Source organism: Pyramidobacter sp. YE332, from assembly GCF_033060595.1.
In the GTDB taxonomy this organism is placed as follows: domain Bacteria; phylum Synergistota; class Synergistia; order Synergistales; family Dethiosulfovibrionaceae; genus Pyramidobacter.
This window is the reverse complement of record NZ_CP133038.1, coordinates 2,591,434-2,604,708: the sequence shown is the minus strand read 5'-3', so window position 1 is coordinate 2,604,708 and position 13,275 is coordinate 2,591,434. Positions and strand designations below refer to the sequence as shown.

11 protein-coding genes and 1 CRISPR repeat array are annotated in these 13,275 nt (G+C 56.3%); of the genes, 10 read left to right on the top strand and 1 reads right to left on the bottom strand.

What is annotated here, in order from left to right; translation table 11 throughout:
• The first annotated feature begins 92 nt into the window (after positions 1 to 92).
• The 8 genes from RAH42_RS12225 to cmr6 all read left to right on the top strand — a co-directional run bounded on the left by RAH42_RS12225 (position 93) and on the right by cmr6 (position 9,204).
• A complete protein-coding gene (locus RAH42_RS12225) occupies positions 93 to 2,294 on the top strand; it encodes a hypothetical protein (protein WP_078017066.1) in 2,202 nt (733 codons plus the stop codon).
• A 269-nt stretch (positions 2,295 to 2,563) separates the two neighbouring features.
• A complete protein-coding gene (cmr1, locus tag RAH42_RS12220; protein WP_078017067.1) occupies positions 2,564 to 3,778 on the top strand; it encodes a type III-B CRISPR module RAMP protein Cmr1 in 1,215 nt (404 codons plus the stop codon).
• The gene (gene cas10, locus RAH42_RS12215; protein ID WP_078017068.1) at positions 3,775 to 5,037 is read left to right on the top strand and encodes a type III-B CRISPR-associated protein Cas10/Cmr2; all 1,263 of its coding nucleotides are present in this window, start codon (positions 3,775 to 3,777) and stop codon (positions 5,035 to 5,037) included. Before cmr1 ends, cas10 begins: the two co-directional genes overlap by 4 nt.
• Positions 5,034 to 5,651 (top strand): hypothetical protein, encoded by a 618-nt coding sequence (locus RAH42_RS12210; protein ID WP_078017069.1) that lies wholly within the window; start codon positions 5,034 to 5,036, stop codon positions 5,649 to 5,651. The genes cas10 and RAH42_RS12210 overlap by 4 nt, the downstream gene beginning before the upstream one ends.
• Positions 5,648 to 6,793: a type III-B CRISPR module-associated Cmr3 family protein gene (locus tag RAH42_RS12205; RefSeq protein WP_078017070.1), complete on the top strand. Its 1,146-nt coding sequence runs from the start codon at positions 5,648 to 5,650 to the stop codon at positions 6,791 to 6,793. Before RAH42_RS12210 ends, RAH42_RS12205 begins: the two co-directional genes overlap by 4 nt.
• A 14-nt stretch (positions 6,794 to 6,807) precedes the next feature.
• Positions 6,808 to 7,728, top strand: coding sequence for a type III-B CRISPR module RAMP protein Cmr4 (cmr4, locus tag RAH42_RS12200; protein WP_078017071.1), 921 nt, complete (start codon positions 6,808 to 6,810; stop codon positions 7,726 to 7,728).
• On the top strand, positions 7,721 to 8,104 hold the full coding sequence (locus RAH42_RS12195; protein ID WP_078017072.1) for a type III-B CRISPR module-associated protein Cmr5: 384 nt from the start codon (positions 7,721 to 7,723) through the stop codon (positions 8,102 to 8,104). Before cmr4 ends, RAH42_RS12195 begins: the two co-directional genes overlap by 8 nt.
• Positions 8,101 to 9,204, top strand: a complete 1,104-nt coding sequence (cmr6, locus tag RAH42_RS12190; protein WP_078017073.1) for a type III-B CRISPR module RAMP protein Cmr6 — start codon at positions 8,101 to 8,103, stop codon at positions 9,202 to 9,204. The genes RAH42_RS12195 and cmr6 overlap by 4 nt, the downstream gene beginning before the upstream one ends.
• A 525-nt stretch (positions 9,205 to 9,729) precedes the next feature.
• Positions 9,730 to 10,003: a CRISPR direct-repeat array (repeat unit 29 nt; unit sequence CAAACCTCCGCTCATGCGGAGATGGACCT).
• 642 nt (positions 10,004 to 10,645) lie between these two features.
• On the opposite strand, the gene RAH42_RS12185 is transcribed toward cmr6, so the two are convergent.
• Positions 10,646 to 12,205 carry an IS1634 family transposase gene (locus RAH42_RS12185; RefSeq protein ID WP_317539611.1) on the bottom strand — a complete coding sequence of 520 codons (1,560 nt, stop codon included), beginning with the start codon at positions 12,203 to 12,205 and terminating at the stop codon, positions 10,646 to 10,648.
• Positions 12,206 to 12,247: 42 nt separating this feature from the next.
• Between RAH42_RS12185 and RAH42_RS12180 the strand changes: the two genes are divergently transcribed.
• Both RAH42_RS12180 and RAH42_RS12175 read left to right on the top strand, forming a co-directional pair.
• On the top strand, positions 12,248 to 12,535 hold the full coding sequence (locus tag RAH42_RS12180; protein WP_317539610.1) for a hypothetical protein: 288 nt from the start codon (positions 12,248 to 12,250) through the stop codon (positions 12,533 to 12,535).
• 268 nt (positions 12,536 to 12,803) lie between these two features.
• The gene (locus RAH42_RS12175; RefSeq protein ID WP_078014943.1) at positions 12,804 to 13,118 is read left to right on the top strand and encodes a DUF4236 domain-containing protein; all 315 of its coding nucleotides are present in this window, start codon (positions 12,804 to 12,806) and stop codon (positions 13,116 to 13,118) included.
• Positions 13,119 to 13,275: the final 157 nt, after the last annotated feature.

The following is a 13,275-nucleotide window of genomic DNA, read 5'->3' as shown; positions in this document are numbered from 1 at the left end:
TGTCTGTTGAAGCGGCGTAACTGTAAAAGTTTTCGACGGCATGAAACGGGCAGTCGTCGGACGGCTGGCTCGTCGAGGAAGAAGGGCAGCGTATGAAGCGCGTTACGGTGATTTGCACGGTGGGAATGTCCGCTGCATTCTGGCTGGACAAGAATCTGAGTGCGGAAAAAAAGGAGCAGGAGGCGAAACGCCTTTGCGACGCTTCTGAGAAAGGCGTCAGGGAACTTATCGGAGGTTCGGCGTCTCCCAAGACGGAGCTTTTGATGAAGATACTGGATTCTTCATCGTTGTCTGGCGAGGAAAAAAAGGCGCTGGACAAACGGGATTTTCGTTTCCCTTCGGCGGAAGTGCAGACGCTGTACCGCTGGCTGCGGCGCATCCTTGAGAGGGATGGCGAAGCTGCGTTCGAGCGGCTGCACGTCCTTCTGCTTCCCTCGGAAACGGCGGTGTCGAAACTGACGGCGCTCTGTGTTCGGGTATTTCTCGAAAGACTGGTCAGACTCTGCTTTAAAGGAAGAATCAAGAAGCTGGTCTGCGAAGAGGGGAAAAAGGGCGAAAAGGGAGGTATACGTCCGGTCGCCATCGACGTTCGGGACAAGGAGAGCTTCAACCAGTCTGTTGTCGATCTCTATCGTGAATTTGACGAATGTCTTGAGAAGAAGGAGAACGGGGAAGAGGTCGTGATCTGTTCCACAGGCGGCTACAAGGCGATTTCCGCGTTTGCCGCCGCATACGCGCAGCTTCATGGGCTGCCTTGTCTGTATACGTTTGAAGATTCTCCCGAGGCGTATGAGCTGATGAGCATGCCGCTGGGATATGCTTACGCCGCGCTGGACGAGGAGATCAATATGCTCAGAGCGCTCGACAGAAACCCGGAGATGATGCAGGCGCCCTCTTTGCCGCAGTGGGTGCGGGATTCTGGGAAAATGGCGGGGGCCCTAATTAAAAGTTATGATGCGATGCGCAAAAGGCCGTTCGGCACGGGGCAGGCTCTGTTCGAGCGGCTGCGGCGCTGCGGCGGCGAAGGCAGGAAATGGGCGGAATATCTCGAAAATCTTTTGGTCTGCAAGTGGGAACACCTGTGGCTGGGCGACCAGATCCCGGAAACGGTCGAGCACAGCCGCCGGCATTCCAAACGTCTGATGGAGTTCACCGTCAATCTGTTTCGCTGCGCGGAAGAACCTCTGAAAAAAGCTGGTTTCGACGACGAGCATCCCGAGATGTTGGCGCTGCTGATCGCGTCGATTTACCTGCATGACATCGGCCACACGGCTCTGACCTACGCGGGGGCCTCGGAGCGCGGATGCGACAAAGATTTTCCGCTCGGCCTGTTTCCCTCGGCGGTGCGCGAGATGCACCATCTGCTGACGGCGTCGCTGCTGCGCGAGGAGCCCGATCGCTATTTCAGACCGGGCGGAGCGCCTGGAAGACCGCTTGACGAGAACGGGGAAAAGCAGGCGTTTCTGGCCCGTTATGTCCCGCTGGTAGCCGAATATCACCGTCATTACACGAAACTGTGCTGCGCCGACGGCACAGCGCAGGCGAATGAGGTCGTTGAACCGGTTGGCGAAACGCTGTGTCCGGACGACTTTAAACAGACGCTGGAACCGCTTGAAGAGAGGCTTGACAAGATTTTGCGCGTGGAGGATTTTCGACATGTCCGGACCGGGGAAACGCGGGATGCGATAATTCAGCGTTTTCTGCGGCTGACGGCGCTGATGCGTATTATCGACGCCTGCGACGTGCAGGCCGACCGCACGGTCAGTCAGGAGTACATGGAAGCGCGGCATCGGCGCACGGAAAACGAAGCGAATTTTGTCGGCCGCCAGCTTGAAGGGTACGCGGATGCGCTGCCTAAGGGTCTGAAAGTCAATGTGCAGAAATTGACGCAGGAAAAAAGCGACGTGGACAGAATGAAATACCTGTGCAAAGAAATTTACAAAGGCGTTTTCCGGACGCTGGGAGGTATGAAAAAAACGGAAGGCTGGCTGGCCGTGCAGCGTGATCCTCAGTCGTTGCGGCGCTTTCTGGCGCTGTCGCTGGCGAACCGTTACGCGTTCAAGCGCGAACAGGCGCTTCATTTCGACAAACACCGTCAGGTGGGCTTTGTGCTGCCGGTGTGGGATTCAGGCGACTGCGTGAGAATCGACATTTACGGCCTGGATGGAAACGCTGAAAACGGCACGCTGCCAGAAATCGAAAAAGACATTCGAAAAGAATATCGAAGCGTCGAGAAACTGCTGAAAGACGTGCTGCGGTTCAAGGCTCACGTTGTCGAGCGAACGGGCTCTTGATCGATGAGCGCCCCAGACGGCAGGCGCGCAGGCAACGCCGCGTCGAGGCGCGGATTCGGCGTGGCGCCTCCGGGGATCAAGCGGAATGCGCATGGTATTTGCGGGAGCATGGACGCGGTGGGCTCAAAAATTTTTAATATGTTAGAGTATATTTGACTTGCTGAAATGAAATACGGCAGGACAAGGTCGAAAGGTGTCGGGCGCAGCGCGCCGTCCGCGGTGTGCGCGGTTGTTTTGTCTGTTTGGGAGGAGGCGGCAGAGTGAGGAGTATGGCGGAAAAACTTGGCGGAGCGCTTCGATTGGGGGCCTTGCCCGCGCGGGAATGCAAGGTTTACGCGTGCAGCGTCATCACGCCCATGTTCGGCGGCGGCGCCAAGGCCGGAGAGGTTGGCAGAGAATTTCCCGTGCGGGCGCCTTCCATACGGGGGCAGCTGCGCTTTTGGTGGCGGTTGCTGCACGGCGTTCGCGGCCTGCGGGGCAACGCGTTGAAAGAAAAGGAATGCGCGCTCTGGGGCGGAGTGTTCGCGGCGTCATCCGACGGGGACAAAGCCGCTTTGCAGCATACCAGCCGCGTCGGAGTGTTCATAAAAGAGGGGGCAGGCCAGTCTGTCGTATTGAAACCGGTGAAGGACGCTCAGTACGCCCTCTTCCCGTTTAGGGATAAATCAGGAGTCCTTCCCGAGTTTAATTTTGATCTGGGCGTCGTCTGCGAGCCGCAGCTGTGCTCCGAGCTCAAGGAACAGTTGGAACGCAGTCTGCGCGCCTGGGCCAATTTCGGCGGCGTCGGCGCGCGCACGCGGCGTGGCTGCGGGGCGGTTTTCTGCCCTGAACTGGCTTTTGAGAACGAAGAAGAAGCGCGCGCTTTGGCCGTCTCGTGCGGACTGCGCGTGTGGACGAAAGAGTGCGACTCCAAGCAAAGCATTGTCGCTTGGAAGGAGGCTGTCGGGTGTTTGCGCGAGTTTAGGCAGGGAAAAGACGTAGGGCGAAACGGGACACGCGGCCGCTCGCGCTGGCCCGAGGCGGACACGATCCGTAAGCTGACGGGCCAGCGCGATCCCAGACATGAGGCTGTTTATCCACCGGATCATCCGTACGGTTTCCCCCGCGCGGTCTTCGGCATGCCGATCGGCTTTAGATTTAAGACGTCGGGCGATCCGAAGTCGTGCCAGCAGCTGCTCCCTGTCGGTGCGCAGCGCATGAGCAGCCCGGTGATTCTGCGTCCGCTGCGCTTGAAGGATGGCCGTGTTCTGAGCATGGCTGTCTTTCTGCCCGAACCGGATCTTTCCTGTGGTCTGAGGTTGAGCGGAAACAAACTTGGGGGAAGACTGAATAAACTGGATAAAGAATGCAGCGACTACCAGGGGGCAAAGTTCGCGAATTACAAGGGTTCTCCGATGGAAAATCGTTCCAGCACCGGCAACGCGTTGGAGGCGTTCCGCGCCTATTTAAGAGAAAAAGGTTTTAAGGAGGTGACGGGGAAGTGAGCGAACGGAACTATTTACTGCAGATCGCCATCGGCCCCGTGCAGGATTTTATCGCCGCCGCGCGCCGCACGCACGACCTCTGGATGGGGTCGCGGATGCTTTCCGAGCTGAGCAAGGCCGTGGCCTGCTGCGTGAGGGATCTGGGCGGATCTCTGATTTTTCCCGACGCTGTGCAAGACTCGTCCTTGTCGGACGGCATCGCCAACGTGATCCTTGCCAAAGTGACTGCCGCCGACGCCGAGGAACTGGGGCGCATCAAAAACGAGGCAAAGAAGGCCGCGGAGGCGCGGCTGGCTGAGTACGGGCGCGAAGCGCTCGACACGCCGCTTGGCAAAGAGGGCGGAAAAGTCGGAGATCTCGTCGTCATGGAGCGCTGGAACGGGCAGCTGGACGATATTATCGAATTTTACTGCGTCTGGACGCCTCTCGACGGACGTCCGTACGACGAAGCACGCAGAACCGCGGCCAAACTTCTGGCCGCGCGCAAGAACATCCGTGACTTTAGCCCTTCCCCGTGCGCGGATCGCGTGGCCAAAAGCTCGCTGGACGGACTGCGCGAGAGCGTGTTCAAAGATGGCAAGAGTCTTTCCGACGCGCAGCAGCGCGCCATGACCCGCACGCTGCGCCTCAAGCGGAACGAGGCGCTCGACGCCATCGGCGTGATCAAGCGCATCTCCGACGCGAAGAATTTTCCTCCTGTTTCCCGCGTTGCCGTCGATCCCTGGGTGCGCGGCGTGTTTGCCGCGGCTGGCAAGATGAAAGAAGCGGACCGCAAGACGATCCTCGAGGCATGCGAGGAACTGAATTTGTGCGGCGTTCTCTCCGCGGTGGGGGCGGATTTTTACGAGAAATTCCCTTACGGCGGCGAAGCGCTGATGCGCGGACGCTATGCCGGCATGAAAAAGGATGCCGAAAACGAAGGGAAGGACGTAGCTGAGAGAGTTGCGGAGCAGTGCCGTAAAATTGTCGGCGTGCTGTCGAAACTGAAGCCCTGCGACCGCCCCTGCGAGCCGTATCTTGCCGTGCTCAGCGCCGACGGAGACCGCATGGGAGCGATTCTGGACAACATGAAAGACGCCGAATCGCACCGTTGCTTTTCAAAAAAGCTTGCCGATTTTGCCTGTCGGGCCAGAAACGTCATCAAGGGACATTACGGCGTTACCGTTTACACCGGAGGAGATGACGTGCTTGCCTTCCTGCCGTTGGATACCGCTCTTGACTGCGCCAGGGAACTGCGGTCCGAATTCGGCATATCATGAGTTCCGACGTTCCTTTCGGCTGCCGGCCGACGCTTTCCATCGGCGTTTCCATCGCTCATGCTCTGGAAGATCTGGAGTTGCTGCTCAAGTTTGCCCGCCGCGCCGAGAGCGACGCCAAGAACGGGCTCCACGGCGAAGCCGCCGTCGGCAGGGATCGGAACGGACTGGCCGTTGCCGTCCGCGCTCGCGGCAACATTGCCGTAACGGTGCGCGAGCAGTGGCCCGCTGCCAGCGAAAACGACGGACGAGAGAAGCCTTTGGTTCAGCGTTCTCTGGCCGAACGGCTTGACTGGTGGGGCGACCGCTTTGCCGGAGGCGAGATTCCCGATAAGTTCCCGCACGAACTGCTCGAGACGGCCCGCTTTTACGAGAACTGGGACGACAGAGAGTCGCTGGCCGAAGCTGTGAAAGCCGACGTCATGCGCATTTTCGCGCGCAAGGACACGGACCTTTCCGCCGAAAACGAGGCGGAAATCGCCCGCTACATCGGACGCAAGCTCGGGGATGGCGCGGGGGTCAAAGAACTCGCCGATGAGCTTGTCGTCGGCCAGTGGATTGCGTTTGCCCGCCGCTATACGCGGAAGCCGACTCCGCAGAAGGAGGCCGAACGATGAAATACCGGATGATTCCCATCGAGCCGCTGATTGCTCGCGATGCGCGCACCTTCGGCTCCGGAGGCGGCGGCGCGCGCGTCCGTTCCCTTGACTGGCTGACGCAGACGGTGGCCGCCGGTTCCGTGCGCACCGCGCTCTGGAAGCTGACCGGGGAGACTCCGTCATATCTGCGCTCGATCGCTGTGCGCGGTCCGTTTCCCGAGATCGGTGGCAAATTTTATTTTCCCCGGCCTCTGGATTTCGTCCAGACTCAGGAAGGCAAGCCGTACCAGCTCCTTCCTGCGGAGTTAGAAGACGAGCAGTCTGCGGACATGCCGCTTGAAGGGCTTTTGCTGCCGTCGCCCGATACCGAGGAAAACTTCAAGCCCCAAAAACGGGGCGGATACTGGTCGCTGGATCTTTACGCCCGCTGGCTGTGCGAGGGAAAAAGAGGACTGACGGAGCGCTACGGGCGCGACGGGCGCGTTGATTTCGGCGACGACTGGCTCGACGACATTCCCAAGGACGAACGTACTCACGTCAGCATCGCGCCGGAAACGGGCGCTGCCGGCGACGGGAAGATCTTTTCTTCCACGGGACTCGATTTCGTGCACCGGACGGCGGAGAGAACATACGCCTCCATTGCGGCGGCACTGGAGATCGACGAACGAGCGGCCCGCTTGCTTGGAGATTTTACCGCTCCCGTCGGCGGGATGCGTCGTCTTGCCGATTTTCGGCAGACAGATGACGACGCGGCATGGCGCTGCCCCCCCTGCCTGGACTGTCTGCGCGGTGGTGACCGGATCCGCATGATCTTGGCGACGCCGGCGCTGTTTGCGAACGGCTGGTATCCCGGCTGGATCGGCGGGGATAAGACCCCGCCTCGCGAAGGAATTTTGCCTGGTACGGATGTGCGGGTGCGGCTGGTATCCGCCGTTGTCGGTCGCTGGCAGCCTCTTTCCGGCTGGTGTCACGAAAAGGGCAGAACCGGCCCCAAGCCCATGCGGCGCATGGTCCCGGCCGGCAGCGTCTATTTTTTCGAAGTTGTTGCGGGGAACTTTGTCCCTGATCGGGTCTGGCTCCGTTCCGTCTGCGACGAGCCGCAGGATCGGCTCGACGGATTCGGCCTGGCGTTGTGGGGCGGCTGGCGAGAACATAAATAGGGGAGAGGACGAACATGGGAGAAAAAACTTTCGTTGAAAAAAGTTATTGGCTTCATGCGCTCAGCCCGATTCATATCGGCGCGGGACGCGGACTTGGCTATATCGATCTGCCGGTCGTGCGCGAGAAGGTGACCAACTGGCCCTATATCCCCGGCAGCAGCGTCAAAGGCGTGATTGCCGCCCATCACAACGTTTCCAACAATTCGGAAAAACGAGAAGGCGATGCCAGGATCGCTTTCGGCGCGACGGGCGATGATTGCAGCAATTCCGGTTCGCTCGTCTTCACTGACGCGCATATCCTCTGCCTGCCCGTGCGCAGCTTTTACGGCACCTTCGCCTGGATAACGTCGCCCTTCTGCCTGGAGCGCTGTGCCCGCGACGTCAAAGAGCGCTCCGCGCCGCCCGTGATTCTTCCTGACGAATTTCAGGCTTTTACGGCTCAAGACACGGCGCTTACCAAAGAGCCGGGCGGGAAGATGTATCTTGAAGAGCTTGACCTTGCCTCGGCTTTTAACGAAAACGCCGAAAACTGGGCGGAAAAAATCGCCCAGACACTGTTCGGCGATGACGAAGGCTGGAAAAAAACTTTTAAAGCGCGCTTCGCCGTCGTCCACGACGACATCTTTACCTTCCTGTGCGAAGCCGGGACGGAAGTGACGCCGCACATCAAGGTCGACCAGGAAACCGGCGCGGCTGCCGACGGGGCGCTGTGGTATGAGGAAACGCTGCCGGTCGAGACGCTCCTTGTCGGCCGGGTCTGGTGCGATAAAATTTACGGCGCGCCGGAGGACGAAACGCCCACGAGCGGGGAGCTTTTAAAGCAATTCTGCGGTTCCGAGCTCTCCCTGCAGCTGGGCGGCAAAGCGACTACCGGCAAGGGGCACGTCCGCTGCCTGTTCAAGGACATCGAAAAGGCCGGTGAGCTTCATGAGTGAAAAAGATGAAGTTATGCTGACCAACGGGCAAAAAATGGCGCGGGCCGCTTTTACCGCCGTGAAAAAAGTTTGCGCAGGCGGGAAATATGAAGACTATAAACGCTTTGCCCTTTCGTTCCCGTGCTTGATCCACAGCTGCGGCCTCGTCCAGGCGGCGACGTTTGCCGACGCGAAGGGACAGACCAAGTACCTTGAAGGTTTGCAGGAAGTTTTGCAAAACGTCGAAACGGGATGTTCCGACGACTTGGTCGCGAGCGCCAGAGAAGCCGATTTGAAGGAGTACATGCGTCTGAGCCGCCGGGCATTGGAAGCTGCCGCCTGGATCAAACGCTGCTGCGAAAGCCTTGACGGCGCGGAAAACGGAGGCCCCCGATGAACAGTTGCCGAAAAGCGCTTGATTGCTTGTGCAAGGATGACGGCGCTTCAAATGCTTCGCTGGTCATGGAGCGTTTTCTGGCAGAAATAGAAGACGCGAGCAAAGATGCCCGCGGCGGGGATAGCGCGATCATGGCTCGTACGAGGCTTTACGAGCAGATGAAAAAGGCGCTGAAATGTGCGAAAGACGTTTATGAAACGTCCTATCGGCGGCGTGAAAACGCCTTTAAGGCCGCTGGAGCTATGCTGCTCGAGTTCCGCACGACGGCGCCTCTGGCCGTCGGCCTGGGCGGAAAAAACGTGTTGGAAAACGGACTTTCCCTGGAACACACGTATGGCGTTCCCATCATTCCCGCCAGCTCTCTGAAGGGCGTTCTTGCCGCTTACTGCGCCGAGGCGCTGAAAAACGCTGCGCCCGGCGGGGAGGCCGCCGCCGCGTGGCTCGAAAACAGCAAAGTTATCTTCGGAAGCGCCGCCGCGGACGGAGCGTCGGCGAAGGGATACGTGCGCTTTCACGACGCCTGGATCACCCCCGAGAGCCTTGAAAACTGTCTTCACGACGACGTCGTCACGTGCCATCACAGCGGCTATTACAGCAAGCAAGAGCCTGCTGTCCCCAGCGATTTTGACGACCCCGTTCCCGTCAGCTTCGTTTCCGTCAGAGGTACGTTTCTGGTCGGTTGCGACTGCGAAGAACCCGACGCCGGCAGGAAAAAAGACCTTCTGGCGGGAATCGAGAAACTGTTCGAGCATGTCTTGGGCGAACGCGGCGTTGGCGCGAAGCGCAGTTCCGGATACGGACGGCTGAACCGTCAGCAGTCAGCGCAGGAAGCAAGCCGGGAGACTCTGCGGGAAATGGCCCGAAAGGGCGGCATGAGGTATATCGAGGGCGACATCGTTGAAGCAATGTGCTGCGGTTCCCGTAAAGTCAAAGGGAAGATTAAGCCTCGATATAAACTTGTCGACGAAGACAGCGCGCAGAACGTCAGCTTTTCTCCGGGAATTCCCCACGCTCGTGAGGGGGAAACTTTTCGGGCTGAAGTCATCGCGTGTGATCTCGAAAAAAAGATTTACACCCTGAAGCTCATCGAAGAACCATAATTTCTTCTATTGGCGCGAAGGAGTTTGACATCCGTATCTCTGCCGATGGACAGCGCGTTTTTTGCCCGCACTGCAAACATGTTGTTTCCGTCGTAAGAGCGGAGCTCCTTGAGACTCGTTGGCGTTAAAAATATAGGCTTGCCTTGACGGCGAAATGTTATGCGAGAATCGTACGTGGATAGTTGATGAACGCCGTCACGCGTTTGGAAGAAGAAATGGATGACGACAGCTCTAAGTGCAGACGGCCCGTCTTGTAGAAAGAATAGTTGCCCAAATTATGCGGCGGAACATTCAGATAATTTCAGGGCCAGACGACACAGATAACACACAGTGTCTGTCGATATGAACATCGTGTTTCCGAAGGAAGCCCTCCGATGTGCTTTGCGCAAACAGCGCTGCACTTTTTATATATGTGGTGAATGCTGTTGCTGTCCATGGTGCAGATCTGTGCCCTATCGTACGGCGACCAGGAAATTCCTTGGGAACTGCGTTGAAGAGATAAGTTGAACATGATACACACTGAAGACAAACCTCCGCTCATGCGGAGATGGACCTTTGATCGATTATCTGCAGCGGCAGGGGCTCTGCAAACCTCCGCTCATGCGGAGATGGACCTGAGCGAGCTTGAAAAAGCGCAGGCCGCTCTGGCAAACCTCCGCTCATGCGGAGATGGACCTCCAGTTGATGTTGTTTTCGGAGGCTTCCCGTGCAAAACTCCGCTCACGCGGAGATGGACCTTGCCGTTTTCTTCCGCGTTTGTCCTTGATGTACAAACCTCCGCTCACGCGGAGATGGGCTCCTAAAAGCGACGGCCGCACGTGCGGCCTAACCCTTTGCACATATCCGCCAGTGGTCGTAAGCTATGACTCATCCTTGAACGTTGACGTTGGCACAGATGCCCCTGGCAACGGAAGTGGATCCGCAACCGGGGGCAATTATCACAAGCTCATTTTTGTGAACTTCTCGCTGATGTCTGACGTTCAGGGCTGAAATAATCAATTCATAACCGTCGATGAAGCAAATTAGATGATAATCTCTGATTCGATGCCGTTATTGTCCTTTGCGATTGCCTGCAGGCTCTTTCCCATGGATCCTTAGGTCTCCGCATTCAACAAGTTTTTTTGATCCATGACCTGATCATGAGCTGCATATATTTGTCGAGTTTTTAACTCCCGGTCGAATTGGGGAATTGTTTAGACGTCGTATCTCATAAAATTGACTTCTTTCCAGAGCCTCTGATCGGCCGACTCTTTTTGCCGCTTTTTATGTATTCATCGTAAGCATCTTTGACGACGGTAATATCGTATTCCTCGATGCGGTCAAACAGGGCCCTTTTAACCTGGATTCCCGAAACACCACCCTAGGAGTTCATCGTTAACTCAACTTTCTGGTTTAGCCAAGAGAGGTGTCACGCCCATCGCTCTGTAGATCTCTTCCTGTTTCATGAGCACTTCTCCTGGTATAGGGCCTTCCCGGGCTCTGTAAAGCACTCAATGACATCCAGTTCGTCGAGTAACTCGTGCATGGTGTAATCTGCATATAGTCCGTTTTCTTCCATTTTTTTCTTGAGGTAGGAAAGGTAAATAAGTGAGAGAAACTCGACAAAAAACTTGCCTTCAAGCGCTCTTTCGGAAGAAACCAGGGTTCTTCGCAGATTCAATCGTTCTTTCACGTTCCAGAATGCCTTTTCGACCACGTCGCGCATCCGGTAAAGCTGGATGGCTGTTACGGGATCTTTGACTTCGTTGCTAATGAGGGCGAAGAAACCGTAGCGCTCGCAGGCCGCGTCCATCGCTTCTTGCTTATAGTCAAGCGCAATGCCGCGTTTGGGAGTTTCTTTCACCTTGAAATATTTTCGGTAGTCCTTTTCGTGTTCCGGTTTTCGGTGACCGCTCAGCAGTTCCTCCTTGAGGCTGTCCAACCTGCGGTTCAAAGCTTTGCCGTCATCCGCCAGTTTGTCGGGATTGAAGTACAGGTGCAGATACATTCTTCTCTTTCCGCTCAGAACATCTCCCTTATACGGCCTTTCCTGTTCGTAGTCCCAGGCGATCGTCTTGCTGAACACATACAGTTCCAGCCTGCTGTTGTAGGCGGCGTAACGGTCCTTTTGGGATCCAAGCTCACGGATGAAATCTTTGGCAAAGCTCAGAGCGGTTGAGATTCCACACAAAAATTTCACATGCGCTTTGTATAAGGCATTAATGTTGTCCGCACTGTAATACCCCCTGTCCATGACGAGCTTCACCTTGGAGTAACCAAGAATGTCCAGTTCCCTCAGCAGCTCGCGAATGGTCTTCACATCCGGAATGTTTCCGGCCAGTTTCCGGTAATAGAAGGGCAAGCCGGACTTTTCGCCAAACAGTAGAGCCAGATTCACCTGCGGCAGTTTCTCACCGTCCTTGTTGTTCCCGTACCGGACTTCTCTCAGGGCTTCGGAATAGCTGGAAATAGAGGTGCTGTCATAAGCCCAGTACTCTTTTTCCACACGCCTTTTCCCTTGGAGACGGAAGAACTTCATCTTGCCTTCTTCCGTTATGGACTGGAATAATTCAGAACTCCGCTGGGAAGGGATATCCTTGCCGTAAGGATGGCGGTGGAGCTTGCCCCACTTCTTAAAACGAAAGAGCGGATTCTGGTCTTCCAGGATAAGGTAGTAGGCGATGGAGAGGAGTTGCTTGTACTGCCCGGGGAAGCAGGCCTTGAGATCTTCCGTCACTCCGGTCACTTCCCCGATCTGGTCAAACAGGTAGGTCGCTCCGAAGAAGAGTCGATCGGGTGTCGACACGGGAACCGCCCCTTGCTTGGCAGGAGGATCCGCTGCCTGTGTGCTGCGACGTTTCCCACGACCATCTGTCGCTACGACTTCACCCGTTTGGAGATCTAATCTGCCTACCAACCTTCGCTTGGAGCGCCCTTGCTTCTTCTCCTTGTCCCAATACGATACCGATTCGTAAACATACGTGATCCCGCTTCTTTTATCTAGCTGCTTCACCAAAGCCATCTTCCTGCCTCCTTATCTAGTTACGTATGATAATACGTAACGATGAAAAAGACAAGAATTAACCCGCCAAAACTCAGTGTCTTAGCGGGATTCAGCTGGGCTGGTTGTCTTTTTCTAGTGTGGGGTTACGGGAATCTAGGTTTTAAAGACTTCTCCGATGAACATCGAATGCAGCTTCACGTAGCTGGCGGCAAGATGTTTTTTTTCATCGGTCAGCCGAATGAAAAAGCCATATCTTTTTCATCTCCTTTTCTACAGTTCGTTGCACTATCAAAAGAGGCTGCGCGTTCAGCATCGCCAAGTTTTTCTTGGATGAGAAGATGGGCCTGAAACGGTAATTGTCTCTTTGTCCTCGACTTATCTTCGACACCACGTGCCGTTACAACGGGCTGCCGCCGGGGTATCCATAACGGCGAGAAACAGCTGGCACTGAAGGTCTGACGGGGGCTTCCTTCATGGCGTTCTTCCACGGAAAACTTATTTGACAGCGTCTTGCCGTAAGTTATAATTTATGTACAAATTGAGTCGTATATGGAGGGCTGTTTTGCGGACGCGCGTTTTTGCGGGGCGCGGATATATTCGAAGGAGGCTGGACAACATGGGGTTGCGCTTTAAAAAGAGCATCAAAATTCTGCCCGGCATCAGCATCAACATCAGCAAAACCGGCGTCAGCGCCACGATCGGGCCGAAGGGGAAGAGCATCAACGTCGGCACGAACGGCATCTTCGGAAATCTCGGCCTGGGCAAGGGCGTTTCTTATCGCAAGAAGTTGGGCGACGTGATGCCCAAGAACGCGGGAACCGCCGGTTTCAAGCGGGTTCTCAAGATCGTCATGCTGATCGTGATCGCGGTTTATCTGATCTGGCAGTATGCGGGGCCGTTCCTCGGTGGATTTTTGGGCGGCGCGAAATGATTTTTTCGGAGAGACGGGTTCCGGTTCGAAAGAGCCGGAACTTTTTTGTCCGGAGCCGGCGATTGAACTGCAAAAATGTTGGGCGGCGTTTGGATATCTATTCTTAAAAGAATAATATTTATAAGAGATTCATTGACAATCGGGTGAGGCGATGATA

Bases quoted from the DNA above. Each gene is read 5' to 3' on its own strand.
- cmr4 (WP_078017071.1), top strand. From the start codon at position 6,808: ATGGGAGAAAAAACTTTCGTTGAAAAAAGTTATTGGCTTCATGCGCTC.
- cmr1 (WP_078017067.1), top strand. From the start codon at position 2,564: ATGGCGGAAAAACTTGGCGGAGCGCTTCGATTGGGGGCCTTGCCCGCG.
- RAH42_RS12195 (WP_078017072.1), top strand. From the start codon at position 7,721: ATGAGTGAAAAAGATGAAGTTATGCTGACCAACGGGCAAAAAATGGCG.
- RAH42_RS12185 (WP_317539611.1), bottom strand. From the start codon at position 12,205: ATGGCTTTGGTGAAGCAGCTAGATAAAAGAAGCGGGATCACGTATGTT.
- cmr6 (WP_078017073.1), top strand. From the start codon at position 8,101: ATGAACAGTTGCCGAAAAGCGCTTGATTGCTTGTGCAAGGATGACGGC.
- RAH42_RS12205 (WP_078017070.1), top strand. From the start codon at position 5,648: ATGAAATACCGGATGATTCCCATCGAGCCGCTGATTGCTCGCGATGCG.
- RAH42_RS12225 (WP_078017066.1), top strand. From the start codon at position 93: ATGAAGCGCGTTACGGTGATTTGCACGGTGGGAATGTCCGCTGCATTC.
- RAH42_RS12180 (WP_317539610.1), top strand. From the start codon at position 12,248: ATGAAAAAGACAAGAATTAACCCGCCAAAACTCAGTGTCTTAGCGGGA.
- RAH42_RS12210 (WP_078017069.1), top strand. From the start codon at position 5,034: ATGAGTTCCGACGTTCCTTTCGGCTGCCGGCCGACGCTTTCCATCGGC.
- RAH42_RS12175 (WP_078014943.1), top strand. From the start codon at position 12,804: ATGGGGTTGCGCTTTAAAAAGAGCATCAAAATTCTGCCCGGCATCAGC.